Here is a 24527-nt window from a genome sequence, read left to right as displayed (position 1 = left end):
CGACCAGCGAGCAACATCGTGGCGCTGGTTCGCGGCACCGTTGTCACGCGGTGTGCCGGCATCGCGGGGCCGAAGTGAAAGGTCGTTTGGTCCCTAATGGTTGGGACGAATGCCTCCTGACGACCGCGCCACCGGGTTCTAGCGTCGAACCTAGGCAGCGGAGCTTCCAAGGGATGAGGCGGCGGAATGGGCGGCGAGGTAGTGGATCCGGGAATCGTCATCGGCATCGACGGCTCGCCCGGCTCCGATGCGGCGCTGAAATGGGCCGTCCAGGAGGCCACGATGCGCAACGTGGCACTGACCGTGGTGCATGCTGCGGCCTACGTGCCGGACGCTGCGCCCAAGGCCGAATGGTTCGGTGACCCGGCTCCCGATGAACTTCTGCAGCAACTGGACACGCGGGCCCAGCAGGTTCTGGCCGACGCGGTGCAGATCGTCAAGGACGCCACCGGCGACCATCGTCTGCGCATCATCCATGAGCTCAGTTCGCAGTCACCCGTTCCAGCGCTCGTCGAGCTGTCCAGGAAAGCCGACCTGGTGGTGGTGGGCAGTCGCGGTCAGGGGTTGGTGAAGCGCATGCTGCTGGGCTCGGTCAGCACCGGGCTGGTCCATCACGCCCACTGCCCGGTCGCGGTGGTACCCAGCGAAGTCCCGCCACCGGTTGAGGGGCCGGTTGTGGTCGGCATCGATGGCTCGCCGGCGTCGGAGCTTGCCACCGCCATCGCTTTCGACGAGGCCTCCTGGCGGGGTGCGGAACTGGTCGCGCTACACGCCTGGACCGATGCCGAGGTCCCCGCGGCGGCGAATCGGGACTGGACCGGCACCACCAGGACGTCGTGGTCGGAGCTGCAAGCGGCGGCCGACGAAACGCTGGCCGAGCGATTGGTCGGCTGGCGGGAACGCTATCCAGACGTGGTGGTCCGTCGAGTCGTCGTGGTCAACCGTGCCACCCAGCACCTGATCGAGCACGCGGAGTCCGCCCAGCTTGTGGTTGTCGGCAGCCATGGGCGCGGAGGATTCTCCGGGATGTTGCTCGGGTCGGTCAGCACTGCGGTGGTACACGCGGTCCGCGCGCCCGTGATCGTCGCCAGGCAGGGCTAGCACCCGGCGCAAGAATCGCTGGTTGAGACTAGCCCGAGCCCGTCATCGCTGCGGCCGAAACGGTGCCCAGGCTGCGCCGCAGACTGCGCACCGATGTTTTCGGGGCATGCGAGAACCTGAACAGCAGCACGTGTGACTCGTCGGCTCTGGTGTGCGTCAGCGCCCGCAGCCGCTCTTGGAGGGAACCCAGGTGCGCGGCGAAATCGGGTGACAACCCGCGTAGTTCGTCGTCGTTGCGCGCGTAGAGGAACACCGGAGCCAAGGGCTGCACCGCCAGTCCGAGGTGTTGTGCGGTGATCCACACCGCCTCCATGGCCGAGCCGCCGCGCGCGTAGTCGGCCAGAGTATCGCCTTGAATGGACACCACGCCGAAGCCCGAGCTGGCACAGATGCGGGCGCGCGTATAGTTGCCAAGCCCCGCACCGGCCTCCCACTCGGCGAGCTTGCGTATCACGTCCGGGCGTCTGGCGATGTTGAAGCCGGTCAGCTCCCAGCGGTCCATCTCCAGGCTGCGCATGTCGATACCCGACTCCATGGAATCGGTGGTTGGCCAACGGATCTCCGACAACATCTCGGCATGCATGTGCTGGGTCAGGTACCGAACGCGGTCTGAGGCGGCGAAAATCGACGCCACGTCCGCGATCTCGTCTGCACCGGTCAACAACTGCAGCCGAGCGCCCTCGGCCGTGGCCACCGCCTCCAGGGACGCCACAACCCCGTCCTCGAGTGCGACAGCGGCACCCCGATGACGATTGGTTTCCCGCAGCCACATCGGCTCATAGAGGCGGGCCAGGTTGGGGTCGCCGCCGTCGGCAAGCTTGACCACGGCCGACAGCCGATGCCCGTGCCCGGCGATGTCGGCAGGTCCAAGTACTCCGTGTTTGGCCGCGGCAACTCGGGCGTTGAACCACGCGGCGCCGACGGCGACGGCGCTAGCGCGGTAGTCGACGTCCAACGTCGCGACGTGCTCGGTCGAGAGCTCGATGGTCACCGAATTCGGGTCGGTCTCGATATGCCAGGGCTGATTATTGGCGGCCGACGGCGCCCGATTGGCCGCGGCCGCGACGATGAGGTGCGCGGCTGACTCCGGTGGTTCGGCGGCCATCGCACAGTCCGCGCCCGACGGGCTGGATTCGTCATGCGGGGCGGGTTCGGCAACCCGATCGAGCGCCTGCCCGACGTCGATGCGCACCCGGCCCGATGCAAGCGGCTCGTTCAACCCGATGCGGCGCACGGCTTCACAGACCGCGGTCGCCCCGAGCGAGACCTCGCTGGCCAACTGCGGCCAGGTTGCCAGGGTTTGCTCGATCTCGACCAGCGAGGCCGCGGACCGGGTGGATAGTCCCTGGATGTCGAACAGCCGGAGGATATAGGGGAGCTTCTCTCGATTGGACAAGCCCGACAGCTCGTCGAGGTCGATATCGCCCAACAGTCCGTGCAGGATGGGGCGCGACGGATCCATGTCGAACCGTTCGATGTCCACCAGGCCCCGGTCGCTGGTTGCCATCAGCACCGGAATGTGTCGTGCCCGGGCGGCGAGGCGGACCCCAACCTTCATGTCGAGCGAGTCGCATTCCTCGACGAGTATGTCGAGGCCGTCCAGGAACGCGTCCATGGCCTCGGCGGACAGCCCGGACGTGTTGACCTCCACGGGGAGGTAGGGATCGAGTTCGGCGATGCGCCGAGCCGCCACCGTCGCCTTGTTCACTCCCAGGTCGAAAACCGTTGCCGGTACCCGGTTGAGGTTGGAAACCTCGAGGGTGTCGAAGTCGGCAAGCCGCAGCGTGCCGCACAGTCCTTGGGTGGCCAGCATGTGTGCGACGGCATGCCCCACGCTCAGGCCCACCACGCCGATCTTGAGCCGCCCGAGTCGATCCTGTTCGGAGCCGGTGATCAGGTTCCGGTTGCGATCCAGCCGCAGCGCCCGAAAAGATCTGGGGCCGAGGATGCTGACCACCGTTTTGCGCCAGGGGTAAAACGCCCATCGCTTGGATTCGGCCATAATTTCCGGGGCCAGCGGGGGTAGCACACTTTGGGCATTGGCCTTCTGCTCGTCCCATCTGTCGATCACCTCGATATGTGGATCGGCGCGCAACTCCGCCAACGTACGCCGATCGCTAGCATCGGACTCATCGAGGATCACTGGGCGATTCACCGGCTCAGAGTAGCAACGGTCATCTTTTGGGGCGCGCTTGACTGGTGGTGTTGGAATCGCGACAAATGGCGGCTGGTCGCTCGCTGCCGGATGTTTGCCAGTCGTCGGCCAGATGCGTCGGCGCCGCCGCCGTGAATCAACCGCGATCCTGCTGCGCGCCTGGTCCGGGCCCGGTTGACCGTCCGCATGCGGCTTGTCCGCGGACCGATTGCTGGTTGGGATGGAAAAGAATCGGCATTCGGTCTCGAGATCGCGCCAATCCGGCCTCCTTCTCGGCCGAAAAAACATCCCAGCTAACGACATTTGCTGTCGGCAAGATTGGTTTAGGGCGAGATGGTGGTTTCTAATTTTTGGTGCGAGTTGCTCGGACCAAACCAAGATCGGACGACATTTCGATTGGACGTGCGCCAGTGAATGTGGAATGACGATGCAAATCGACGGCCGTGGTCAGAAGGCGGCGGCCTGACCGTCTCGGCGTGGGTCACTGGCGGCCAGGTAGCCATGCTCGAGCCGCCAAATCGCTTGGCAGCTACCGAACTCGTTGTAGTCCTCGACGGTAACCAGATCGTGGCCACGCCGGCGCAACTCGTCCAGCGTCGACGGTGGAAAGCCCCTCTCGCAGCTGACTTTCAATCCCTGGACCCATCGGAATCGGGGACCGTCACATGCCGCTTGCGGATTCAGGCCGTAGTCGGCGATGCGGACCATCATCTGTACATGTCCTTGGGGCTGCATTTGGGCGCCCATCACGCCGAAGCTGAGTACCGGGGCGCCGTCCTTGGTGACAAAACCGGGAATGATGGTGTGGTAGGGGCGTTTTCGGGGTCCGACCTGGTTCGGGTGTCCTGGTGTTGCAACAAAACCCGATCCCCTGTTTTGCAGTGATATCCCTGTTCCGGGCACCACCACGCCGGAACCGAACCCCATATAGTTCGACTGGATCATCGATACCATCAAGCCGTCGGCATCGGCTGCCGTGAGATAGATGGTCCCCCCTTTGGGGGTCCCGGCCGAAGCTGGCTTTGCCTGTTTGAGGTCGATCAGTGCCGCCCGCCCTCTGAGGTATTCCTTGTCGAGGAGCTGGTCGGGCCCCACCGTCATGTGGTCGATATCGGCCAGCTGGTGCTGGGCATCGCTGAAAGCCAGCTTCAGCGCCTCGATCTGCAGGTGCACGCTGTCGGCGGAATCGACTGGATAACAGGACATGTCGAACTGGTCGAGGATCCCGAGCGCGATCAGTGCCACGATGCCCTGGCCGTTGGGCGGAATCTCGTGGATGGTGTAGTCGCGATAGTTGGTGCTGATGGTGCCGACCCAGTCGGTGCGGTGCGCGGCCAGATCGCTGGCGCGCAGCGCTGCGTCATTGGCCCTCGCGTGCGCTTCCATCTTGTCGGCCAGCTCGCCTCGGTAAAACGCTGCCCCCGTGCTGGCGGCGATCTTCTCGAGTGTGTCCGCGTGGTCGGGAAAGGTGAACAGCTCGCCGGGCTTCGGCGCCCGACCGCCGGGCAGGAACGCCTCAGCGAATCCGGGCTGGTCCGCGAACAGGGCCACTTGAGCCTGCCATTGTGCGGATACCTTTGGTGATACCAGAAAGCCGTTGCGGCCATAGGTGATAGCGGGACCGAAGAGCCGTTCAAAGGGCAGCTTGCCGAACTTGGTGTGCAGGTCCACCCATGCCGATACGGCGCCCGGCACGGTCACCGAATTCCAGCCGAATATCGGAACGTCCTTGCCGCAGAAGTATTCTGGCGTCCACGCCGCAGGCGAGCGGCCGGATGCGTTGAGCCCATGCAGCTGTTGGCCGTCCCAGACGATGGCGAAGGCGTCCGAGCCGATGCCGTTGGACACCGGTTCCACCAGGGTGAGGGTGATGGCGGTGGCGATAGCGGCGTCGACGGCGTTCCCGCCTTCGGCAAGCATCCGAAGACCGGCTTGGGCGGCCAGCGGCTGTGAGGTGCACACGGCGTTGGCGGCCAGGATGGGCGTGTGCGGCCATGCGTACGGAAAGGTCCAGCCGAAGGGGGAGGCGGATCCGGCAGATGAGGTCATCGCCGGATCGTTGCACGTAGCTGCGGCGGGCTCAATTGAGGTGGCCGGCTCCCGGCGGGCGCCGGGGCTACGCCACCAGCAGTGGCGCCATCCAGGTTAGCTCCGCGGGCAATTGCGAGCTCCAGAATCCGCCGTTGTGCCCGCCCGGGGAGAATCCGCCCGCGGGCGGATTCGGAAGTTGAGCGATGAACTGCTTGGTAGCGCTGTAGAACGGATCGCTGTCGCCACAATCCACTCGGATCGGGATCGAGCCGAGTGCCGGCATGCCCCATACCGAGTTGGCCGCGTAGTCGGCGGCCCCGTCGAAGGCTCCCGGTGCGGCCGCGCCGGCCGAGGTCCACAGCGCCGGGCTCACCGCACAGATCGCCGCGGTGCGGGCCGGGCCGAGCCGTCCGCCCAGTAGCAATGCGCCGTAGCCGCCCATCGACCAGCCGAGGAAGGCCACCCGTGAGGTGTCCAGGCGCTGGGAATCCAGCATCGGGATGAGTTCGTCGAGCACCATGGCACCGGAGTCCTCCCCGGACGCTCGCTTGTGCCAGTAGCTACCCCCGCCGTCGACGGCCACCACCGCGAACGGCGGCAACCCGGCGTTGACGGCCTGGGCGAGCCCCTGCTCGACCCCGCCGGCCATCACGGTGGCCGCGTCACTGCCCTTACCGTGCAGCGCGATCACCGGCCGCAGCGGCTGGGTCTGACCGGGCGGGCGGGCGATCGCCCAGTTCGTCGTGATCCCGCCTCGAGCCGCTGACACAAACGAGCCGGTGGTCATCGTCGGAGCCGCCTGCGCGGGCTGGGGCGGATCGAGCGGCCGTGCCGGAGCCAATGGAACGTTTGTGCCAATCGGCGGCGCGGGCGCGGCACGCGAAGTCCGCGGCAAAAGCGCCATGTCGAGTGCATATGCGCCGACCGCGCCAAGGGTAGCGCTGGCGCCGAGACCGAGCACGGCGCGGCGGCTGAGGTCTGGCATGCGGGCCATCATGCCATGGACGTTTGGCGAAAATGGCAATGCAGTACCACTTTTGCTGGCAGCATGTGTGGGCGTGACGGCAGCTGTTACTCCAAAAGGAGAACGTCGGCGGTATGCGTTGGTAAGTGCCGCCGCCGAGCTGCTTGGCGAGGGTGGGTTCGAAGCGGTGCGCCACCGGGCGGTCGCGCGGCGGGCTGGACTGCCGCTGGCGTCGACCACTTACTACTTCTCTTCCCTGGACGATTTGATCGCCCGGGCGGTCGAACACGTCGGGATGATCGAGGTGGCGCAATTACGGGCCAGGGTCAACGCGCTGTCGCGGCGGCGTCGGGGCCCTGAAACCACCGCTGACGTGCTTGTTGACCTCCTGGTGGGGGATGTCTCCAGTCCTGGGCTCGCTGAGCAGCTGATATCGCGATATGAGCGCAATATCGCTTGTACCCGCCTGCCGGCGTTGCGCGAAAGCATGCGTCGCAGCTTGCGTCAGCGTGCTGAGGCGGTCGCCGAGGCCATCGAACGATCCGGGCGTTCCGTGCGCATCGAACTGGTGTGCACATTGATCTGCGCGGTCGACGGCTCGGTGGTGTCCGCCCTGGTAGAGGGGCGGGATCCGCGTGCCGCGGCGCTGGCGACGGTGGTCGATCTGATCGACGTGCTGGCGCCGGTCGATCAGCGGCCGGTTCAGGTCTAGCGCCTGGCTGTAGGCGCCGGGGTCAGGCCGGCCGGCAGGGTCGGCGTCAGGATGTAACCGCTGGTGAGGTCTCCGTAGACGGTGATGTCGGCGGGGCGTCGTTCGGCGTACAACGCCACATAGGCGCACACGACGGCATCGACCGGGTCTTCGGCGCGGCGCAGCTCGCACTTGCGCTGCGCGGTCACCACCTGCCGGCGCAACGAGAGCCAGTCCTGGTTCCCGGTCACCTGCAGCGGCACCGGCGCGGTGCGCAGCGCTTCGACCTCGTCCATCAGTCGCAGCAGCTCCGATCTGAGCCGATCGACGCTGCGGCCCGGTTTGGCCTTGTATTTCAAGGTGCGCGGCAGCCGAAACAGGGCCACCGTGGCCGCGTGTGGATAGACCTCGATGGCGCGCCGGGAAGCCGGGGAGAAGGGGTCGATGTCAAGGCCCAGGGAGTCGGCCAGGCGTGCGGCGCGCGGACCGTGGGCAAACTCGGGTTTTCCCGTGTTGGCTGGATGCGCGCCCGCCTCGAACTTGCGAAAGTCGCGGTTGAGCGCGGTCTCGGCCGGCCGCTGGCCGGTAGCGTTGGCCACCACCAGCGGCGCGTCGAAGGCGACCCGGCAAGCGCCCCGCAGATGGGGCTGTAGCGCCGCGAGCACGGCGGCGTCCTCGCGGACCGCGCCGGCGCAGACCAGGCGACCGTCCGAGTCGAGCACCGCGACGCCGGTCGGATTGCGACCGGCCCAGGCCAGATCCACACCGGCGAAGTACACCTGGCCAGGGTATGGCGGCCTCATCCGGGTGCCCCAACGTTGCCGACCGGTCGCCCACATCCGGGATCTGGACCTGCCCGGAAGGCTCGACCGTAAGCTGTGTCTTCGTGAGGACCAAGTGAGCGTTCCCAACGTCCTGGCCGCCCGCTACGCCAGCGCCGAGATGGTTGCGATCTGGTCGCCGCAGGCCAAGGTGGTGGCCGAGCGGCGGCTCTGGCTGGCGGTGCTGCGGGCGCAGCGGGAGTTAGGCGCAAAGGGCACCGCTGTTCCTGCCGACGCGATCGCCGACTACGAGCGGGTGATCGATGACGTGGACCTGGACTCGATCGCGTCCCGCGAGCGGGTGCTGCGCCACGACGTGAAGGCCCGCATCGAGGAATTCAACGCCCTCGCCGGCCACGAGCACGTGCACAAGGGGATGACCAGCCGGGACTTGACCGAGAACGTGGAGCAGCTGCAGATCCGGCAGTCGCTGGACCTGACCTTCGCTCACGGGGTGGCGGTGGCGGCACGGCTCGCCGAGCGGGCGGTGGCCTACCGCGATCTGGTGATGGCCGGGCGCAGCCACAACGTCGCAGCGCAGGCCACCACGCTGGGCAAGAGATTCGCCTCGGCGGCCCAAGAGACACTGATTGCCCTGGTCCGGTTGCGGGAGTTGATCGACCGCTACCCGCTGCGCGGGATCAAGGGCCCGATGGGCACCGCCCAGGACATGCTCGATCTGCTGGACGGCGACTCGGCCAAGTTGACCGACCTCGAACAGCGGGTGGCCGACTTCCTGGGTTTCTCGACGGTGTTGACCAGTGTGGGGCAGGTCTACCCGCGTTCGCTGGACCACGACGTGGTCTCCGCGCTGGTGCAGCTGGGCGCGGGCCCTTCCTCGTTGGCACACACCATCAGGCTGATGGCCGGCCACGAGCTGGTCACCGAAGGCTTCGCGCCGGGGCAGGTCGGTTCGTCGGCGATGCCGCACAAGATGAACACCCGCAGTTGCGAACGCGTCAATGGGCTTCAGGTGGTGCTGCGCGGATACGCCTCCATGGCCGCCGAGCTCGCCGGTGCGCAGTGGAACGAGGGCGACGTGTTCTGCTCGGTGGTGCGTCGAGTCGTGTTGCCGGACAGCTTCTTTGCCATTGACGGTCAGACCGAGACATTCCTGACGGTGCTGGACGAGTTCGGAGCCTATCCGGCGGTGATCGCGCGTGAGCTGGATCGCTACTTGCCGTTCCTGGCCACCACCAAGGTGCTGATGGCGGCGGTGCGCGCCGGTATGGGGCGGGAGTCGGCCCATCACGTGATCCGTGAACACGCGGTGGCCACGGCCCTGGCCATGCGTGAACATGGGGCCGAACCCGACTTGCTGGATCGGTTGGCCGCCGATCCGCGGCTGCCGCTGGATCGCGCGGCACTGGACGCGGCGCTGGCCGACAAGGCGGCATTCACCGGTGCCGCGGCCGACCAGGTTGACCAGGTAGCCGCCCAAGTAGACGCTCTGGTGGGTCGCTACCCGGAGGCGGCCAAGTACGCTCCGGGGGCAATTCTGTGACATCCGGCGGCGTGCTCTCCAAGATCGACTTCACCGATCTGGACAACTTCGCCGCCGGTTTCCCGCACGAGCTGTTCGCGATCCATCGCCGCGAAGCCCCGGTGTACTGGCACGAGCCGACCGACAACACCCCCGACGGAGAAGGCTTCTGGTCGGTGGCCACGTACCCGGAAACTCTCGAGGTGCTTCGTGACCCGGTGACGTACTCCTCGGTCACCGGCGGGCAGCGCCCCTTTGGCGGCACCTTGTTGCAGGACCTGGCCATCGCGGGACAGGTGCTCAACATGATGGATGACCCGCGGCATGCGCAGATTCGGCGGCTGGTCAGCTCCGGGTTGACACCGCGGATGATTCGCCGGGTGGAGGACGACCTGCGTGCCCGGACCCGGCTGCTCCTGGACGCGGTGGTGCCGGGTGAACCTTTCGACTTCCTGGTGGACGTGGCCGCGGAACTGCCGATGCAGATGATCTGCATCCTGCTGGGAGTGCCTGAATCCGAACGTCATTGGCTATTCGAGGCCATTGAGCCCCAGTTCGATTTCGGTGGTTCGCGCAAGGCGGCGGTTTCGCAGCTGTCGGTCGCGCAGACGGCCGAGGAGGCCGCGTCGCGGATGTACTCCTACGGCCAGGAGCTGATCGCATCCAAGCGTGCCGCGCCCACCGACGACATGCTGTCCGTGGTGGCCAACGCAATGGTGGACGGGGGAGATGAGCCGGCCCTGTCCGACCTCGAGCTGTACCTGTTCTTCAGCCTGCTGTTCAGCGCTGGGGCGGAGACGACACGCAACGCGGTGGCGGGTGGGCTGCTGGCGCTGGCCGAGCATCCAGAACAACTGCGCGCGCTGCGTGGCGATCTCGACTTGTTACCGACGGCGGTCGAGGAGATGGTGCGCTGGACGTCGCCGTCTCCGTCCAAACGGCGTACCGCCACCCGTGACGTCACCTTGGCCGGGTGCTCGATCGAGGCCGGGCAGAAGGTGCAGATCTGGGAAGGCTCCGCCAACCGCGATGCCCGGATATTCGACCACGCCGACGAGTTCGACATCACGCGAAAGCCGAACCCGCACTTGGGATTCGGACAAGGCGTTCACTATTGTCTGGGGGCCAATCTGGCCCGGCTGGAGCTGCGCGTGTTGTTCGAGGAGCTGCTCGGCCGGTTTGGTGCCGTGCTGGTTGGCCAGCCGGTCGAATGGACCCGCAGTAACCGGCACACCGGGATCCGACACCTGGTCGTAGAACTGTTTGGTCGTTAGCGCTATCGGGTAGCCGGCCCGGCTGACGCCATGGGTCGCGCTCGTCCCGGAGCTACCTGGGCGGCCATCGATGTGTGGTGGTGCATTTTAGCGCGATGGCCTACCCATCCGCTATAGTGTCCGATATCGGCTACTATTCTCATCTGCCGGGTGTCCACCGTCACAGGTCAAACCCCAAGTGAGACAAGTCGCTTCGGGTACCTAAGGTTGCTTTGGGTACCTATAGTTCGCGGTAGGTAGTGTGCGACGCGGCTCTTGGGATGGGCCGCTGAGGGGAGAGGACTCGATGACGGCGATTATGTGGATGGCCTCGCCGCCGGAGGTGCACTCGGGCTTGCTCAGCAGTGGCCCGGGCGCCGGTCCGATGCTGGCGTCTGCTGCCGCATGGAAGTCGTTGAGCGGCGAGTACGCCTCTGCCGCAGCGGAGCTCGCTGGCATGGTGGGTGCGGTGCCCCAGGTGTGGTGGGGCCCGGCCGAGCAGAGTTATGCTGCTGCCAATGAGCGCTATCTTGCGTGGTTGACCCAGGTCAGCGCGGATTACGCGCGCCAGGCCGCCCTGGTCGACGTGGTGGTGGCTGCGTACGGCGCTGCGGTGGCGGCGATGCCGAGTTTGGTCGAACTGGCGGCAAACCACACCGTTCACGCGGTGCTGTCGGCGACGAATTTCTTCGGGGTCAATACGATCCCGATTGCCGTGAACGAGATGGACTATGTGCGGATGTGGGTCCAAGCGGCCGCCGTGATGGGCACCTACCAAATGATTACGCAGGGGGAGTTGCTAGCGGCGCCAAACATTGCCCCAGCCCCGTGGATACTTGTACCCGGCGGTGAAGCAGCCGCGGTCGTCGGCCCCGCGGCCTCGGCAGCTGCCGCGACACCACCGCTTGCAGCGCTGATCGCATTGATCCTTGCTGCGATAGAGACTCCCAGCATTGCCACCGTCCTTGCGGCGCTGGTGGCCATAGTTGCATTTCCAGTGCAAGCGGTCGTATTTTTCTTCAGCACTCTTCTCGGTCAATTCTTTTCGTGGATTCCCGTAATTTCGTTGTCGTATGCCCAAATCATCATCGGGTACTTTGTCGGATTTCTCGCGGCAGCTCCGGTGCTCACTTCTGGCGCCGAGATTGCGGTGCCGGTGAGCGTGCCGCTCGGTGTGGGGCGCCACCTCTATGACGTGCAGATGGCGAATGCCGACCTCGCCGAGGGCGAACGGGTTGCGGAGAGATCCAGGGAGGTGCTGGTCAGCGCGCATCACGCGATAGCGCCCCAACCGCTGTCCGATTCGGCATCGACGGTGGCTTCGGTGGATGTGCCGGCGGTGGCGGCAAGTGATCAGGGTGCCGCCCCGTGGGGATTTGTCAGCACCGCCAGCAAGGGGATCGTGGCGCAGCCGAGCGGACTTACCACGTTGGCTGGCGCCGAGGTTGGCGATGGCCCGGCAATGCCGATGCTGCCGGCCACTTGGGGGCCGGCATTGGCTACCGTCGCGGGCTGAGGCGCGGCGGGTGCGAGGGCGCTCGCGACTTGGGTTAGCCAGGGTCGCATCCCGGTAGGGACGACGCGGCGCGGCCGGGCGGTCGGCGTTGCTGGTCGGCGCCTTCGGTGGCGGGGCCAAAGGCCCCTGCCTGGTGGGCGCGGATTCAGTTATCGTGAGTCATGCGCGCTCACTGAGTCGCAGGTGAGCGCACCGCGAAGGTATTGCTGGTGGCAACGATGAGGACTGCGAATGAGATAGCCGCAGCACGGCTTTCGATGCCGGCGCTGCGTGCCCTGCGGGACCGGTTCGTTGCCGGTCGGGTCGATTCGACATATCTGGATTCCACTCCGGTGCGGCGTATCGTCGCCGACAGCTGGCGGCGCAGCCTGGCCACCGGCGTGGACCCGGACCGCGGTGGTGGGCAGATCGCGCAGCTCTCCGACACCGTGGAGCGGCTGCGCAGTGCGCACCCACTGGCGCCCGTGCTTCCCCTCATTCGTCGCCTGCTGATCGATGATGCTGCCGACTCGGGCGTGATTGTCGCGGTGACGTCCGCCGACGGCACCCTGCTGTGGGTGGACGGTGACCGCCGCGCCTGTCGAAAAGCCGAGTCGATGGACTTCGTGCCCGGGGCCGACTGGAGTGAGCGCGGCGCCGGCACCAACGCACCCGGAACCGCGCTGGCGCTGGATCGAGAGCTTCAGATTCGCGGATCAGAACACTTCTCCCGCTTGGTGCAACCGTGGAACTGCACCGCGGTGCCGGTACACGACCCGTCGACCGGTGCGCTGATCGGGGCCATCGACCTCACCGGCGGCGAAAGCGTCGCCTCACCCCAGACGTTGGCGTTGTTGCGGGCCACCGGCGTCGCCGTGGAAAGCCAGCTGGCCCTGCTGCGCAGCGGCGCTGTGCAGCCGCAGCTGGCGCGACAGGCGCAACTGTCGGTGCTGGGTGCGCAGCGACCCACCTGGCGGGTCGCGGGGATGGGCCCGACGATGTTGACCGGTCGTCACGCCGACATCCTGGTCCTGCTCGACCGGCACCCCGAGGGGCTCAGCGCCGATCACCTCGCCGTGCTGCTCGATGACCGCGAACTCGATGTCGTGACTATTCGCGCGGAGATGTCACGGCTGCGTCGCGTGGTGGGGGAGCACCTGATCGCCTCGCGTCCCTACCGGCTCACCGAACCCATCGCCACCGATGTCGGCGATGTCTTCGACGCCGTGCGTCGCGGCGACCTGGCCCAGGCGCTGCGCCACTACGCCGGTGCGTTGCTGCCGCAATCGGTGTCCCCGGGCATCGCGCGGGTGCGCACCGAGCTCAGCAACACCTTGCGGGCCGCCGTTGTCGCATCCAACGATGCCGATCTCCTGGCGAATTGGCTCAGACTGCCGGAGGCGCGCGATGACCGGCAAGGCTGGCGAATGCTCTACGACCGCTCGCCGGCCGGCTCGCCACGGCGGGCGCAGGCCCAGGGCCACCTGGCTGGCCTGGACTTCGATCTGGCCTGAGGTTTCGCCGTTGCGGGGGCGTGCAACGGTGCTGCAACCCTCGCGTTCCTAGATTTGTGACGACCGACACATTTTCGGGGTGGCACAAACTCCATACAGCCCCATCAAGCCAGGTTAAGGCAGGTGAAACCATGACCGTGTTCGCACGTCCGGGCGCACACAGTTCATTGATGACTTTCGAGTCCCGCTACGGCAACTTCATCGGCGGCGAGTGGGTCGCGCCGGCCGCAGGCGAGTACTTCGAGGACCTAACCCCGGTAACCGGCGCTCCATTCTGCGAGGTGCCCCGCTCCACCGATGTCGATGTCGAAAAAGCACTCGACGCGGCCCACGCCGCGGCGCCCGCCTGGGGCAAGGCCGCACCCGCTGAGCGGGCAGCGATTCTGCACAAGATCGCCGATCGGATGGAGGCGAACCTCGAAGCGCTCGCGCTGGCCGAGTCCTGGGACAACGGCAAGCCGATCCGCGAGACGCTCAACGCCGACATTCCGCTGGCGATCGACCACTTCCGGTACTTCGCCGGGGCCATCCGCGCCCAGGAAGGCTCGCTGAGCCAAATCGACTCCGACACCGTGGCCTATCACTTCCATGAACCGCTGGGCGTGGTGGGCCAGATCATCCCGTGGAACTTCCCGCTGTTGATGGCCACCTGGAAACTGGCCCCCGCCCTGGCCGCCGGCAACGCCGTTGTGCTCAAGCCCGCCGAGCAGACCCCGGCCTCGATCCTGTATCTGATGAGTCTGATCGGTGACCTGCTACCCGCCGGTGTGGTCAACGTGGTCAACGGATTTGGGGTCGAGGCCGGCAAGCCGCTGGCATCGAGCAACCGAATCGCCAAGATCGCCTTCACCGGCGAGACCACCACCGGACGGCTGATCATGCAATATGCCAGCCAGAACCTGATCCCGGTGACGCTGGAGCTGGGCGGCAAGAGCCCCAACATCTTCTTCTCCGACGTGCTGGCCGCCCACGACGACTACCAGGACAAGGCGCTGGAGGGCTTCACCATGTTCGCCCTCAACCAGGGCGAGGTGTGCACCTGCCCGTCCCGCGGCCTGATTCAGGCCGACATCTACGACCGGTTCCTGGAACTGGCGGCGATCCGCACCAAGGCCGTGCGCCAGGGGGATCCACTCGACACCGAGACCATGATCGGCGCGCAGGCCTCCAACGACCAGCTGCAAAAGATCTTGTCCTACATCGAGATCGGCAAAGAGGAGGGTGCGCGGGTAGTCACCGGGGGTGAGCGCTGCGAACTGGGCGGCGACCTCAACGGCGGCTACTACGTGCAGCCCACCATCTTCGAGGGCACCAACAACATGCGCATCTTCCAGGAGGAGATCTTCGGCCCGGTGGTCTCGGTCACCTCGTTCACCGATTACGACGACGCGATCCGCATCGCCAACGACACCCTCTACGGGCTGGGCGCGGGTGTGTGGAGCCGTGACGGCAACACCGCCTATCGGGCCGGGCGTGACATCAAGGCCGGCCGCGTCTGGACGAACTGCTACCACGCCTATCCCGCCCACGCGGCGTTCGGCGGCTACAAGCAGTCCGGCATCGGACGCGAGAACCACAAGATGATGCTCGACCACTACCAGCAGACCAAGAACCTGCTGGTGTCCTACGGCAGCAAGGCCCAGGGCTTCTTCTGATCGCGTTCGAAAAAGACCCACCAACAAGACCGTCAACGATTGGAACCGTCATGACCCAGACACTGGCTAACCCAGGTGCAACGCAGGCGACCGAAACCCTGCGCGCGGCGGTCGTCACCGGATTCGGCGAGCCGTTGCAGATCAAGGAGGTCGCGTTGCCCACCCCGGGCTACGGTGAGGCACTTGTCAAACTCGAGACCTCGGGTGTGTGCCACACCGATCTGCATGCGGCACGTGGAGATTGGCCGGTCAAGCCGGCCCCGCCGTTCGTTCCCGGGCATGAAGGCTGCGGCACCGTGGTCGCGCTCGGGGACGGCGTCACCGACCTGAAGGTCGGCGACAAGGTGGGCAATGCCTGGCTGTGGTCGGCGTGCGGCAGCTGCGAACAGTGCCGTACCGGATGGGAAACGCTGTGCGAAAACCAGCGCAACGGCGGCTACACCGTCAACGGCAGCTTCGGCACCCACATGCTGGTCAACGCCGACTACGCGGCACGCATCCCCGACGGTGCCGACCCGCTCGAGGTCGCGCCGATCCTGTGCGCCGGTGTCACCGTCTACAAGGGGCTCAAGGTGACCGACACCCGGCCGGGCCAGTGGGTCGCCATTTCAGGAATCGGCGGGCTCGGCCATGTTGCCGTGCAGTACGCCCGCGCGATGGGGTTGCGGGTGGTGGCCATCGACATCGATGACGACAAGCTCGCGCTGGCCGCCCGGCTGGGCGCCGAACTGGTGGTCAATGCCCGTACCAGCGATGTCGTCGCGCAGGTGCAAGAAGCCACCGGCGGGGTGCACGGCGTCCTGGTCACCGCCGTGCATCCGCAGGCGTTTGGGCAGGCCATCGGGCTGGCGCGGCGCGGCGGAACGATCGTGTTCAACGGGCTACCCCCGGGGGACTTCCCGGCGCCGATCTTCGACATCGTGCTCAAGGGCCTGACGATTCGCGGTTCGATTGTCGGCACCCGCCAGGACATGGCCGAGGCGCTGGACTTCTACGCCCGCGGTTTGATTCACCCCACGGTGGAAGGCGCCGCGCTCGAAGACATCAACCACGTCTTCGAGCGCATGGAGCGCGGCCAGATCGACGGCCGCGTCGTCATCGACTACCGGTAGCGAAGCCTGACCCCGGCCGCCCGCAATTCAAGTGCGGCCAGGCCGCGGATGATGGCCGGATCCTCGCGGCGCCAGCCACCAACCGGATCCGCGCTGACGGCGGCCAGTTTGGCCGCTGGACGGTTGGTCAACGCCCGAAGGGCCAGCAGCTGCTGACCCGCCGCCGTGGCGGCCAGGGCCGTCACGGTCCACTTGCGCCGGAAGAACCGCAACCGTAGGAACAACCACGGCATGGCCACGGCCAGGATCGGCGTGGCGGCCACCGCGAGTGCGAGCACGATCGCCAGCCAGCTCGCCGTGGAATCCAGATTGTGTCCGGCCTCGGCGATGCCGAGTGCGGCGTCGGCCGCGGCGGCAATCGGCTTGCTGACCGCATCGCCCACCAACGGGATGTGCTGGGCGCCGTGCCCCGCCGAGGCCAAGTTGCCCGCGACCCCTTGCGAGCCGGTCTCGATCTGGTGCCCCGCTTCGGCGATCGCCGAGATGGCGCGGTGCACGGCGATGCCGACGAATACCCACAACGTGGTCCAGACGGCCACGGTGATATCGCTGAACAATTGGATCGCCAACCGGAGCGGCCTGGTGGAGTAGGGCAAGAACCGCGATTTCATACCACTGATACCAGCACAGCTCCCGGCAGAATGGGGCGGTCTGGTTGCCCGATAGGCTGGCCCGATGCGCCCCCAATTGTCCGACTACCAGCACCTGGCCAGCGGCAAGGTTCGCGAGCTTTACCGCGTGGACGACGAGCATCTGCTGCTGGTCGCTTCCGACCGGATCTCGGCCTACGACTACGTGCTCGACAGCATGATCCCGGACAAGGGCCGCATCCTGACCGCGATGAGCGTGTTTTTCTTCGGCCTGGTCGACGCCCCCAACCACCTGGCCGGCCCCCCGGACGACCCGCGGATCCCCGACGAGGTGCTTGGTCGCGCGCTGGTGGTGCGCCAGCTGGAGATGCTTCCGGTGGAATGCGTGGCCCGCGGCTATCTGACCGGGTCAGGGCTGCTGGACTACCAGGCGAGTGGGAAGGTCTGCGGTATCGCCCTGCCGCCTGGCCTGGTCGAGGCCAGCAAGTTCGCCGAGCCACTGTTCACCCCGGCCACCAAGGCCGAGCTGGGTGACCACGATGAAAACATTTCCTTCGCCCAAGTGATCGAGACGGTTGGTGGGGTACGCGCCAACCAGCTGCGCGACCGCACCCTGCAGATCTACGTCAAGGCCGCCGACCACGCCCTGACCAGAGGAATCATCATCGCCGACACCAAGTTCGAATTCGGCGCCGACCGCGACGGTAACCTGCTGCTGGCCGATGAGATCTTCACCCCCGATTCGTCGCGGTACTGGCCCGCCGATGAGTACCGGGCCGGGGTGGTCCAGAACAGCTTCGACAAGCAATTCGTCCGCAACTGGCTCACCAGTGCGGAATCCGGTTGGGACCGCGGCGGTGATCAGCCGCCACCCCCGTTGCCGGATCACATCATCGAAGCCACACGGGAGCGCTACATCGAAGCCTACGAACGAATTTCGGGTCTCAGTTTCGGCGAATGGATCGGGCCGGGCGCATGACCGATCACACCCTTCCCCCCGTCGCCAAGCGCGTCGAGACTCGCCGGGAGCACCACGGCGACGTCTTTGTGGACCCCTACGAGTGGCTGCGCGACAAGGACAGCGTCGAAGTCATCGCACATCTCGAGGCCGAAAACACCTATACCGATCAGACCACTGCGCATCTCGAGCCGTTGCGGCAGAAGATCTTCGATGAGATCAAAGCCCGCACCAAGGAAACGGATCTCTCGGTTCCGACGCGGCGCGGCAACTGGTGGTACTACGCCCGCACGTTCGAGGGAAGACAGTACGGCGTGCACTGTCGTTGCCCGGCCGCAGACCCGGACGACTGGAATCCGCCGCAATTCGACGAGCACACCGAGATACCGGGCGAACAGGTTCTGCTCGACGAGAACGAGGAAGCCGAAGGCCACGATTTCTTCGCCTTGGGCGCGGCCAGTGTCAGCCTGGACGACAACGTGCTGGCCTATTCGGTAGATGTGGTCGGCGACGAGCGTTACACCTTGCGGTTCAAGGACTTACGTACCGGCCAGCGCTACCCGGATGAAATCGCAGACATCGGCGCGGGCGCGACATGGGCCGCCGACCACCGCACCGTCTACTACATCACCGTTGACGCCGCCTGGCGCCCGGACACGGTGTGGCGCTACCGGCTCGGCTCACCCGGATCGTCGGAACGGGTCTACCACGAGCCCGACGAACGATTCTGGCTGGGCGTCGGACGTACCCGCAGCAACAAGTACATTTTCATCGCGGCGGGCTCCTCGGTGACCTCCGAGATGCGCTACGCGGATTCGGCCGACCCCAGCGCCCAATTCACCATCGTGCTGCCGCGCCGCGAGGGCGTCGAGTATTCGGTGGAACACGCCGTGATCGGTGGGCAGGACCGGTTCCTCATCCTGCACAACGACGGCGCGGTGAACTTCACCCTGGTGGAGGCACCCGTCGACGACCCGACCCGGCAACGCACCCTCATCCCGCATCGCGAGGACGTGCGCCTGGACGGCGTGGACGCCTTTGCCGCCCACCTGGTGGTCAGCTACCGGATCGAGGCGTTGCCCCGCATCCAGCTGTGGCCGCTGACCGCCGACGGTGATTACGGCGAGGTCGAAGACGTCATGTTCGACTCCGAGCTGATGTCGGCCGGCCTGGGCGCCAATCCCAACTGGGCTTCCCCCAAATTGCGGGTAGGCGCAGGATCTTTCATCACCCCGGTGCGCATCTACGACATCGACCTTCGCACTGGTGAGCGCGCCTTGCTGCGAGAGCAGCCGGTGCTGGGTGGCTATCGTCGCGAAGACTATGTCGAGCGCCGTGACTGGGCTCATGCCGAAGACGGCACCCGTATCCCGATCTCGATCGTGTATCGCGGCGGCATCCAGCTTCCGGCGCCGGCAATGATCTACGGCTACGGCGCCTACGAGATATGTGAAGACCCACGCTTTTCCATCGCGCGATTGTCACTGCTGGATCGGGGAATGGTGTTCGTCATCGCCCACGTTCGTGGCGGTGGCGAGATGGGTCGGTTGTGGTACGAACACGGAAAGTTGTTGCAGAAGAAGAACACCTTTACCGACTTCATCGCGGTGGCGGAGCATCTGGTGGAATCGGGCCTGACCCAGCCGGAACGTCTGGTGGCATTGGGGGGCAGCGCGGGAGGGCTGCTGATGGGTGCGGTGGCCAACATGGCTCCGGAACTCTTCGCCGGAATTCTTGCCCAGGTGCCCTTCGTGGATCCGCTGACCACGATTCTGGATCCGTCGCTACCGCTTACCGTCACCGAATGGGACGAGTGGGGAAACCCGTTGAGCGACAGCGAAGTCTATGCCTACATGAAGTCATACTCGCCGTATGAGAATGTCGCGGCCCGGCGGTATCCGGCCATCTTGGCGATGACTTCGCTCAACGATACCCGGGTGTACTTCGTGGAGCCGGCCAAATGGGTTGCCGCGCTTCGTCATGCCAACGGTGACGGCAATCAGGTGCTGCTGAAGACGCAGATGAACGCCGGGCACGGCGGTATCAGCGGGCGATACGAACGCTGGAAGGAAACCGCCTTCCAATACGCGTGGTTACTGGCAGCCGCCGGTTGCGACGATAACGGCGGCGGCTAGGAATACGAGCTCCTCGGCGCTGCGCACAGATAACCGCGTCGTCATCGACTTGGGTGGGCTGGGCATCCGAGCGGCATAGATGTTGGCGGGGAACATCGCCAGCATCAGGATCAGCAAGCACAGCGCCGCTGCCACCCGGGTGGCCGGCAGCAGCAGGCCGGCGGCGCCCAGCAGTTCCAGCGCTCCGGTGATGGAGACCAATAGCCCGGGCGCCGGCAGCCGGGGCGGCACGATCGCGACGAGGTCGCCGCGTAGCGGCGGCGCAAAATGCGCGATGCCGGTCAGGGTGAACATTGCCGCCAGTCCGACCGCGATCGCGGCGGACCAGCTGTCCAGGTAAGCGACGCCGAGCTGGCCGATGATGCGGGCCACGATGCTGCCCAGCACCAGGGTGATCATCGGTGCCATCTGAGCCTCCCAACAATCTAGTCGATGACAAGATTGACCGTCAGGCTAACTCGCAAAACTATCCACTGTCAAGATTGGCTTGTATGCTGGTGGGATGAATCGTCCGGCGTATCACCACGGTGACCTGCGGGCCGTAATCCTGGACGAGGCGGCGCGATTGGTGGCGCAGCGGGGCGCGGACCGGGTGTCGATGCGGGAGCTGGCGCGCGACGCTGGCGTGTCACATGCGGCCCCCGCGCACCACTTCACCGATCGGCGAGGCCTGTTCACCGCGCTGGCAACGCAGGGATTTCAACTGCTGGCGGCCGCCCTCGTGGCGGCCCGTGGTCGCTTCGCCGATGCTGCCCTGGCCTACGTACGCTTCGCGATCGAGCATCCCGGCCACTACCAGGTCATGTTCAACCGGTCGTTGCATGACGCCGATGACGCCGACCTGGCCGCGGCGCAGGCCGCTGCCGCTGCCGAATTGGCCGCCGGGGTAGCGACCTTGCGTGACCCGGGCGCGCGGTCCGATCCGGAGGGCGCGCAGTTGGCCGCCTGGTCCTTGGTGCACGGCTTCTCGACCTTGTGGCTCAACGACGCACTCGATGCGCAAGTGCGAGCGCTAGACCCGACGGACACCGTATTGCGTATCGCAATGATGCTGTTCAAAAGCTAGCCGGAGCGGCTGCCGGCGTTTTGGGCAGGAATGCCGCCGGGATGAGGGTCGACACCACCAGCACCACGGCAACCCCGAAAACCACCGTGTAGGCGTGGGAGAGATCATGCATCACGTTGTCGGCGAAGTCGGGGGTGAGGGCCTGGGGCGGTAACCCGGAGGGGTCAACCGTGACTCCCCGTGCGGCCGCGTTCTGTTCCAAAGTGGCCACCTTGTTTGCGACCCAGATGTTATCGCTGCGATTGAACTGGTTGGTCAGTATCGTCGCCATCAGTGCGGTGCCGATCGATCCGCCCACTTGCTGGGTTACGCTGATCAGGGTCGAACCACGCGCGATCTCTCGCGGCTTCAGGGTCAGCACCGCTGCTCCGGCGAGCGGCATCATCGTGCATCCCGTGCCCATGCCCATGATCGCGAGCCCGACCAGCAGCGTGGGTAGGTACTGCACCCGGGTGGCGACTCCGAAGGTGAACATGGCCAGGCCCACGGCGATCAGGACGATGCCGAGCAGCACGCTCTTTCCCGGCCCGCGCCGGTCCATGAAGGCACTGGCGATGGGCATGGTCAGCATGGCGCCCAGGCCCTGGGGGATCAGATAGAGCCCCGATTGCATCGGCGTCTGGTGCAGCACTTGTTGCAGGTAGGTGGGGATCAACAGCGAAGAGCCGAAATACGCCGCAGCGAAGGCCAGCAGCGTCAGATTGGCCTGGGTGACCACGCTGTTGTTGAACAGATGCAGGTCGATGAGCGGGTGATCGGCACGGTGCCACGCATGCCAACCGAACCCGCCGATCAGTGACAAGCCGGCAATGACCGGTATCAACACGTAGCGATCGGCCACGGTGCCCCGGTCGGGAATCAATGACAGGCCCAACAGAAATGCCGCCAGGCCTGGCGAGAGCAGCAGCACACCGATGACATCGAAACTTTCCGAGGGTGCCGGACGATCCGCCGGAAAGGTGATTGCCGCCAGGGCGAACGCTGCCAGCCCGATGGGCAGGTTCACCAAGAATATCCAGTGCCAGCCGAAGGAACTGATCAACCAGCCGCCCAGGATGGGGCCACCGATCGGGCCTAGCAACATCGGTATGCCGATCGCTGCCATCAAGCGACCCAGCCGTTTTGGGCCCGCGGCCCGAGTCAGGATGATGAACCCCAGCGGCATCAACATGCCACCGCCGACACCCTGAAGCACCCGAAAAAATATGAGCGACAGGATGTTCGGTGCCAGCGCGCATAGCAGCGACCCCAGGGCGAAGGCCAGGACCGAGCCCATCCACAGTCGCTTGGTGCCGAACCTGTCGGCAGCCCACCCGGCCACCGGGATCACGGTCGCCAGTGCCAGTGTGTAGCCGGTCATGGTCCATGCCACGACAGCCTGGGTGGAGTCGAATTCGATGATGAACGTGCGCTGTGCGACGCCGACGACGGTGGCGTCCAGTACCGACATCAACGAGGCGAGTACGCAAACGCCGGCAATGCGCAGCAGTGCCGCGTCGAGCCGGTCGGGGTAGACGTGTTCGCCGGGGCTGCTTGTCCCCGTGCGGGTATCGGGCGGTGCTGCCTCCGCCGGTGTGCAATGCGCCTCGTCCATGGCGTTACTGAGCATATCTAGGCATATCTCGCCATGTCATCGGCGGTGACGCGCCGGTGGCCCGCCGGCTTGCCGGTTAACCCGGCCGTAATCGGAATATCCGCACGTCAGGCATGCTGGTTGGACGTTTTAAGTCTGCATGTCCTTCACCGTCTCGAAACCTGCATTCGGCAAACTGCAAGCGTGGCTGGAAAACTGATCGTCTCGGTTTCGGGGATAGGCGAGCGCACCCTGGCCGACGTCGAGTCGTTCTGCGCGCAGATGGACGAACGCTCGGTGCCGTTGTCGCTGTTGGTCGCGCCGCGGCTCAAGGGGGGCTACCGGCTCGATCGCGATCCGCACACCGTCGACTGGCTGGCCGGACGGCGCAATGGTGGCGATGCCCTGGTGCTGCACGGGTATGACGAAGCGGCGACCAAGAAGCGCCGGGGCGAGTTCGCGACACTTCATGCCCATGAGGCCAACCTGCGGGTGATGGCCGCCGACCGGGTGCTCGAACATCTCGGGCTACGTACCCGCTTGTTCGCGGCGCCGGGCTGGGTTGTCTCGCCGGGTGTGGTCAAGGCATTGCCGGGCAACGGATTCCGCTTGCTCGCCGATTATCACGGGATTTCGGACCTGGTCCGCAAGACGACTGTGCGGACCCGCGTACTGGGCATCGGGGAGGGCTTCCTCTCCGAACCGTGGTGGTGCCGGATGGTGGTGTTGTCAGCCGACCGAGTCGCCCGGCGGGGCGGTGTCGTTCGCATCGCGGTGTCAGCCCGTCAGCTGCGCAAGCCGGGACCGCGCCAAGCCATGTTGGATGCCATCGATCTGGCGCTGATGTACCGCTGCGCACCGACGGTTTACAACTGGCGCCCAGATGGTGCGGTGCTCGACGCCGCATAGTCGCTCAGGCCCACCGGCAAGCTCTCAACGCCCTGCAATTGATCACCTCTGCCGGTGCGCCGCCGACTACGCGCTGGCAGCCGCAGCAGTCCGCGAGCCAACGCGACCCCGATCAAACATGCTCCCCCGCCAGCGAGCCCTAGCGGGTTGGGAACCTCGGCGAGCAACAGTCCCGACAACGCGATCACCAACGCGGGAACCATGAGCGTGGTCGCGGCCGTCACTCCCGCGTTGGTGCGCGCCAAGGCATACGCCCATGTGGTGAACGCGATGGCGCTGGGGCCCGCCCCGAGGAACACAAGCCACCAGAGATCGGCGGCGGAGGCCAGGCTCAGTTCCCGGGCCGCTGCCGGCAGAAATGGCAGCGTCACGATGAAGCCCACCAGCGTTCCCCAGAGGGTGGCACTCAGCGCGTCGACGGTCCGCAGTGCCACCTTCTGCAACAGCACCCCAGCGGCGTACAGCACCGCGGCGAGCAACCCGAGACCGACGCCCAGCCAGTCGGTCTGCGACCCGCCCCCGCCAGCGCTGATGAGCACAACGCCAGCGAAGGCGATGGCAATGCCAGTCAACAGCCGCGCCGAGTAGCCCTCGCCGAGAAAGAAACCCGCGAAGACGGCCACCAGAATCGGGGCCAAGTTGACCAGCAGTGCCGTTGTTCCGGCATCGATGTGTTGCTCGGCCCAGCTGATCACAATCGAATAGGCGCCGAACCATGCCACGCCGTAGGCGATCACAAGGGTGAGCGCGGCGGCCGACGGCGGACGCAGACGCCTGGTCGTGGCGCGACCGGCGCAGGCGGTGTACGTCGCCGCGATGGTAGCGATCACCGCCATCACCATCACCGCGATGAAGAGCCGGCTCAGCGCCAGGACGCCGGGGGAAAACACGCGCCCGGCCGACCGAACTCCGACAAACGCGAACGCCCACAACGTGACCGTGACCCCCATGGCCAACGCGGGCATGTTCACGGTGCGTTGCGAGGAGGTCGTCGAGGAGGTCATGGCGGGTATCGTCCCCG

General features: G+C 66.1%; 20 protein-coding genes. 12 read left to right on the top strand and 8 right to left on the bottom strand.

The features are described from left to right. The first annotated feature begins 186 nt into the window (after positions 1-186). Positions 187-1101, top strand: a complete 915-nt coding sequence (locus CCUG20998_RS24475) for a universal stress protein (protein WP_020730727.1) — start codon at positions 187-189, stop codon at positions 1099-1101. Between the two features lie 28 nt (positions 1102-1129). Here CCUG20998_RS24475 and CCUG20998_RS24470 read toward each other — a convergent pair whose 3' ends face one another. The 3 genes from CCUG20998_RS24470 to CCUG20998_RS24460 all read right to left on the bottom strand — a co-directional run bounded on the left by CCUG20998_RS24470 (position 1130) and on the right by CCUG20998_RS24460 (position 6284). Continuing rightward, positions 1130-3256 carry an Rv1355c family protein gene (locus CCUG20998_RS24470; protein ID WP_036456705.1) on the bottom strand — a complete coding sequence of 709 codons (2127 nt, stop codon included), beginning with the start codon at positions 3254-3256 and terminating at the stop codon, positions 1130-1132. A 447-nt stretch (positions 3257-3703) separates the two neighbouring features. Then, positions 3704-5305: a gamma-glutamyltransferase family protein gene (locus CCUG20998_RS24465; protein ID WP_020730729.1), complete on the bottom strand. Its 1602-nt coding sequence runs from the start codon at positions 5303-5305 to the stop codon at positions 3704-3706. A 67-nt stretch (positions 5306-5372) separates the two neighbouring features. Further along, positions 5373-6284 (bottom strand): alpha/beta hydrolase-fold protein, encoded by a 912-nt coding sequence (locus CCUG20998_RS24460; protein WP_036456706.1) that lies wholly within the window; start codon positions 6282-6284, stop codon positions 5373-5375. Positions 6285-6339: 55 nt separating this feature from the next. Here CCUG20998_RS24460 and CCUG20998_RS24455 point away from each other — a divergent pair, with 55 nt between their 5' ends. After that, the gene (locus CCUG20998_RS24455; protein WP_012396448.1) at positions 6340-6963 is read left to right on the top strand and encodes a TetR/AcrR family transcriptional regulator; all 624 of its coding nucleotides are present in this window, start codon (positions 6340-6342) and stop codon (positions 6961-6963) included. Here CCUG20998_RS24455 and CCUG20998_RS24450 read toward each other — a convergent pair. Next, positions 6960-7721, bottom strand: a complete 762-nt coding sequence (locus CCUG20998_RS24450) for a DUF429 domain-containing protein (protein WP_020730731.1) — start codon at positions 7719-7721, stop codon at positions 6960-6962. The genes CCUG20998_RS24455 and CCUG20998_RS24450 overlap by 4 nt on opposite strands. Before the next feature lie 118 nt (positions 7722-7839). Here CCUG20998_RS24450 and purB point away from each other — a divergent pair, with 118 nt between their 5' ends. The 6 genes from purB to adhP all read left to right on the top strand — a co-directional run bounded on the left by purB (position 7840) and on the right by adhP (position 16275). Further along, positions 7840-9267, top strand: coding sequence for an adenylosuccinate lyase (purB, locus tag CCUG20998_RS24445; protein WP_020730732.1), 1428 nt, complete (start codon positions 7840-7842; stop codon positions 9265-9267). Beyond that, positions 9264-10520 carry a cytochrome P450 gene (locus CCUG20998_RS24440; protein ID WP_020730733.1) on the top strand — a complete coding sequence of 419 codons (1257 nt, stop codon included), beginning with the start codon at positions 9264-9266 and terminating at the stop codon, positions 10518-10520. Before purB ends, CCUG20998_RS24440 begins: the two co-directional genes overlap by 4 nt. A 286-nt stretch (positions 10521-10806) precedes the next feature. After that, positions 10807-12015 (top strand): PPE family protein, encoded by a 1209-nt coding sequence (locus CCUG20998_RS24435; protein ID WP_020730734.1) that lies wholly within the window; start codon positions 10807-10809, stop codon positions 12013-12015. A gap of 257 nt (positions 12016-12272) precedes the next feature. After that, the gene (locus CCUG20998_RS24430) at positions 12273-13508 is read left to right on the top strand and encodes a GAF domain-containing protein (RefSeq protein ID WP_020730735.1); all 1236 of its coding nucleotides are present in this window, start codon (positions 12273-12275) and stop codon (positions 13506-13508) included. 131 nt (positions 13509-13639) lie between these two features. Next, complete coding sequence (gene adh, locus CCUG20998_RS24425) at positions 13640-15163, top strand: aldehyde dehydrogenase (protein ID WP_012396442.1); 1524 nt, start codon at positions 13640-13642, stop codon at positions 15161-15163. Between the two features lie 50 nt (positions 15164-15213). Continuing rightward, a complete protein-coding gene (adhP, locus tag CCUG20998_RS24420; protein WP_020730736.1) occupies positions 15214-16275 on the top strand; it encodes an alcohol dehydrogenase AdhP in 1062 nt (353 codons plus the stop codon). On the opposite strand, the gene CCUG20998_RS24415 is transcribed toward adhP, so the two are convergent. Next, positions 16266-16886, bottom strand: a complete 621-nt coding sequence (locus CCUG20998_RS24415; RefSeq protein ID WP_012396440.1) for a hypothetical protein — start codon at positions 16884-16886, stop codon at positions 16266-16268. The genes adhP and CCUG20998_RS24415 overlap by 10 nt on opposite strands. 64 nt (positions 16887-16950) lie before the next feature. Between CCUG20998_RS24415 and CCUG20998_RS24410 the strand changes: the two genes are divergently transcribed. Both CCUG20998_RS24410 and CCUG20998_RS24405 read left to right on the top strand, forming a co-directional pair. Next, positions 16951-17844, top strand: a complete 894-nt coding sequence (locus CCUG20998_RS24410) for a phosphoribosylaminoimidazolesuccinocarboxamide synthase (RefSeq protein WP_020730737.1) — start codon at positions 16951-16953, stop codon at positions 17842-17844. Beyond that, positions 17841-19958, top strand: a complete 2118-nt coding sequence (locus tag CCUG20998_RS24405; protein WP_020730738.1) for a S9 family peptidase — start codon at positions 17841-17843, stop codon at positions 19956-19958. Before CCUG20998_RS24410 ends, CCUG20998_RS24405 begins: the two co-directional genes overlap by 4 nt. On the opposite strand, the gene CCUG20998_RS24400 is transcribed toward CCUG20998_RS24405, so the two are convergent. Then, complete coding sequence (locus CCUG20998_RS24400; RefSeq protein ID WP_036456707.1) at positions 19917-20366, bottom strand: DoxX family protein; 450 nt, start codon at positions 20364-20366, stop codon at positions 19917-19919. The genes CCUG20998_RS24405 and CCUG20998_RS24400 overlap by 42 nt on opposite strands. Positions 20367-20460: 94 nt before the next feature. Between CCUG20998_RS24400 and CCUG20998_RS24395 the strand changes: the two genes are divergently transcribed. Beyond that, a complete protein-coding gene (locus tag CCUG20998_RS24395; RefSeq protein ID WP_020730740.1) occupies positions 20461-21024 on the top strand; it encodes a TetR/AcrR family transcriptional regulator in 564 nt (187 codons plus the stop codon). Here CCUG20998_RS24395 and CCUG20998_RS24390 read toward each other — a convergent pair. Next, complete coding sequence (locus tag CCUG20998_RS24390) at positions 21014-22633, bottom strand: DHA2 family efflux MFS transporter permease subunit (protein WP_020730741.1); 1620 nt, start codon at positions 22631-22633, stop codon at positions 21014-21016. The genes CCUG20998_RS24395 and CCUG20998_RS24390 overlap by 11 nt on opposite strands. 168 nt (positions 22634-22801) lie before the next feature. Between CCUG20998_RS24390 and CCUG20998_RS24385 the strand changes: the two genes are divergently transcribed. Further along, entirely contained in the window at positions 22802-23506 is a 705-nt protein-coding gene (locus CCUG20998_RS24385; RefSeq protein ID WP_020730742.1) for a DUF2334 domain-containing protein, read from the top strand. Here the strand turns inward: CCUG20998_RS24385 and CCUG20998_RS24380 are convergent. Continuing rightward, a complete protein-coding gene (locus CCUG20998_RS24380) occupies positions 23464-24510 on the bottom strand; it encodes a DMT family transporter (protein WP_036456708.1) in 1047 nt (348 codons plus the stop codon). The two genes, CCUG20998_RS24385 and CCUG20998_RS24380, sit on opposite strands and share 43 nt — an antisense overlap. Positions 24511-24527: the final 17 nt, after the last annotated feature.

Source organism: Mycobacterium marinum, assembly GCF_003391395.1.
Classification (GTDB): Bacteria; Actinomycetota; Actinomycetes; order Mycobacteriales; family Mycobacteriaceae; genus Mycobacterium; species Mycobacterium marinum.
Note: the sequence above shows the minus strand (reverse complement) of the source record. Positions and strands in the feature narration are given on the sequence as shown.

Excerpts from the sequence above, each read along its gene's own strand:
- adh (WP_012396442.1), top strand. The coding sequence starts at position 13,640 with ATGACCGTGTTCGCACGTCCGGGCGCACACAGTTCATTGATGACTTTC.
- CCUG20998_RS24415 (WP_012396440.1), bottom strand. The coding sequence starts at position 16,886 with ATGAAATCGCGGTTCTTGCCCTACTCCACCAGGCCGCTCCGGTTGGCG.
- CCUG20998_RS24380 (WP_036456708.1), bottom strand. The coding sequence starts at position 24,510 with ATGACCTCCTCGACGACCTCCTCGCAACGCACCGTGAACATGCCCGCG.
- CCUG20998_RS24410 (WP_020730737.1), top strand. The coding sequence starts at position 16,951 with ATGCGCCCCCAATTGTCCGACTACCAGCACCTGGCCAGCGGCAAGGTT.
- CCUG20998_RS24475 (WP_020730727.1), top strand. The coding sequence starts at position 187 with ATGGGCGGCGAGGTAGTGGATCCGGGAATCGTCATCGGCATCGACGGC.
- adhP (WP_020730736.1), top strand. The coding sequence starts at position 15,214 with ATGACCCAGACACTGGCTAACCCAGGTGCAACGCAGGCGACCGAAACC.
- CCUG20998_RS24430 (WP_020730735.1), top strand. The coding sequence starts at position 12,273 with ATGCCGGCGCTGCGTGCCCTGCGGGACCGGTTCGTTGCCGGTCGGGTC.
- CCUG20998_RS24405 (WP_020730738.1), top strand. The coding sequence starts at position 17,841 with ATGACCGATCACACCCTTCCCCCCGTCGCCAAGCGCGTCGAGACTCGC.
- CCUG20998_RS24465 (WP_020730729.1), bottom strand. The coding sequence starts at position 5,305 with ATGACCTCATCTGCCGGATCCGCCTCCCCCTTCGGCTGGACCTTTCCG.
- CCUG20998_RS24390 (WP_020730741.1), bottom strand. The coding sequence starts at position 22,633 with ATGCTCAGTAACGCCATGGACGAGGCGCATTGCACACCGGCGGAGGCA.
- CCUG20998_RS24460 (WP_036456706.1), bottom strand. The coding sequence starts at position 6,284 with ATGATGGCCCGCATGCCAGACCTCAGCCGCCGCGCCGTGCTCGGTCTC.
- CCUG20998_RS24400 (WP_036456707.1), bottom strand. The coding sequence starts at position 20,366 with ATGGCACCGATGATCACCCTGGTGCTGGGCAGCATCGTGGCCCGCATC.
- CCUG20998_RS24435 (WP_020730734.1), top strand. The coding sequence starts at position 10,807 with ATGACGGCGATTATGTGGATGGCCTCGCCGCCGGAGGTGCACTCGGGC.
- CCUG20998_RS24395 (WP_020730740.1), top strand. The coding sequence starts at position 20,461 with ATGAATCGTCCGGCGTATCACCACGGTGACCTGCGGGCCGTAATCCTG.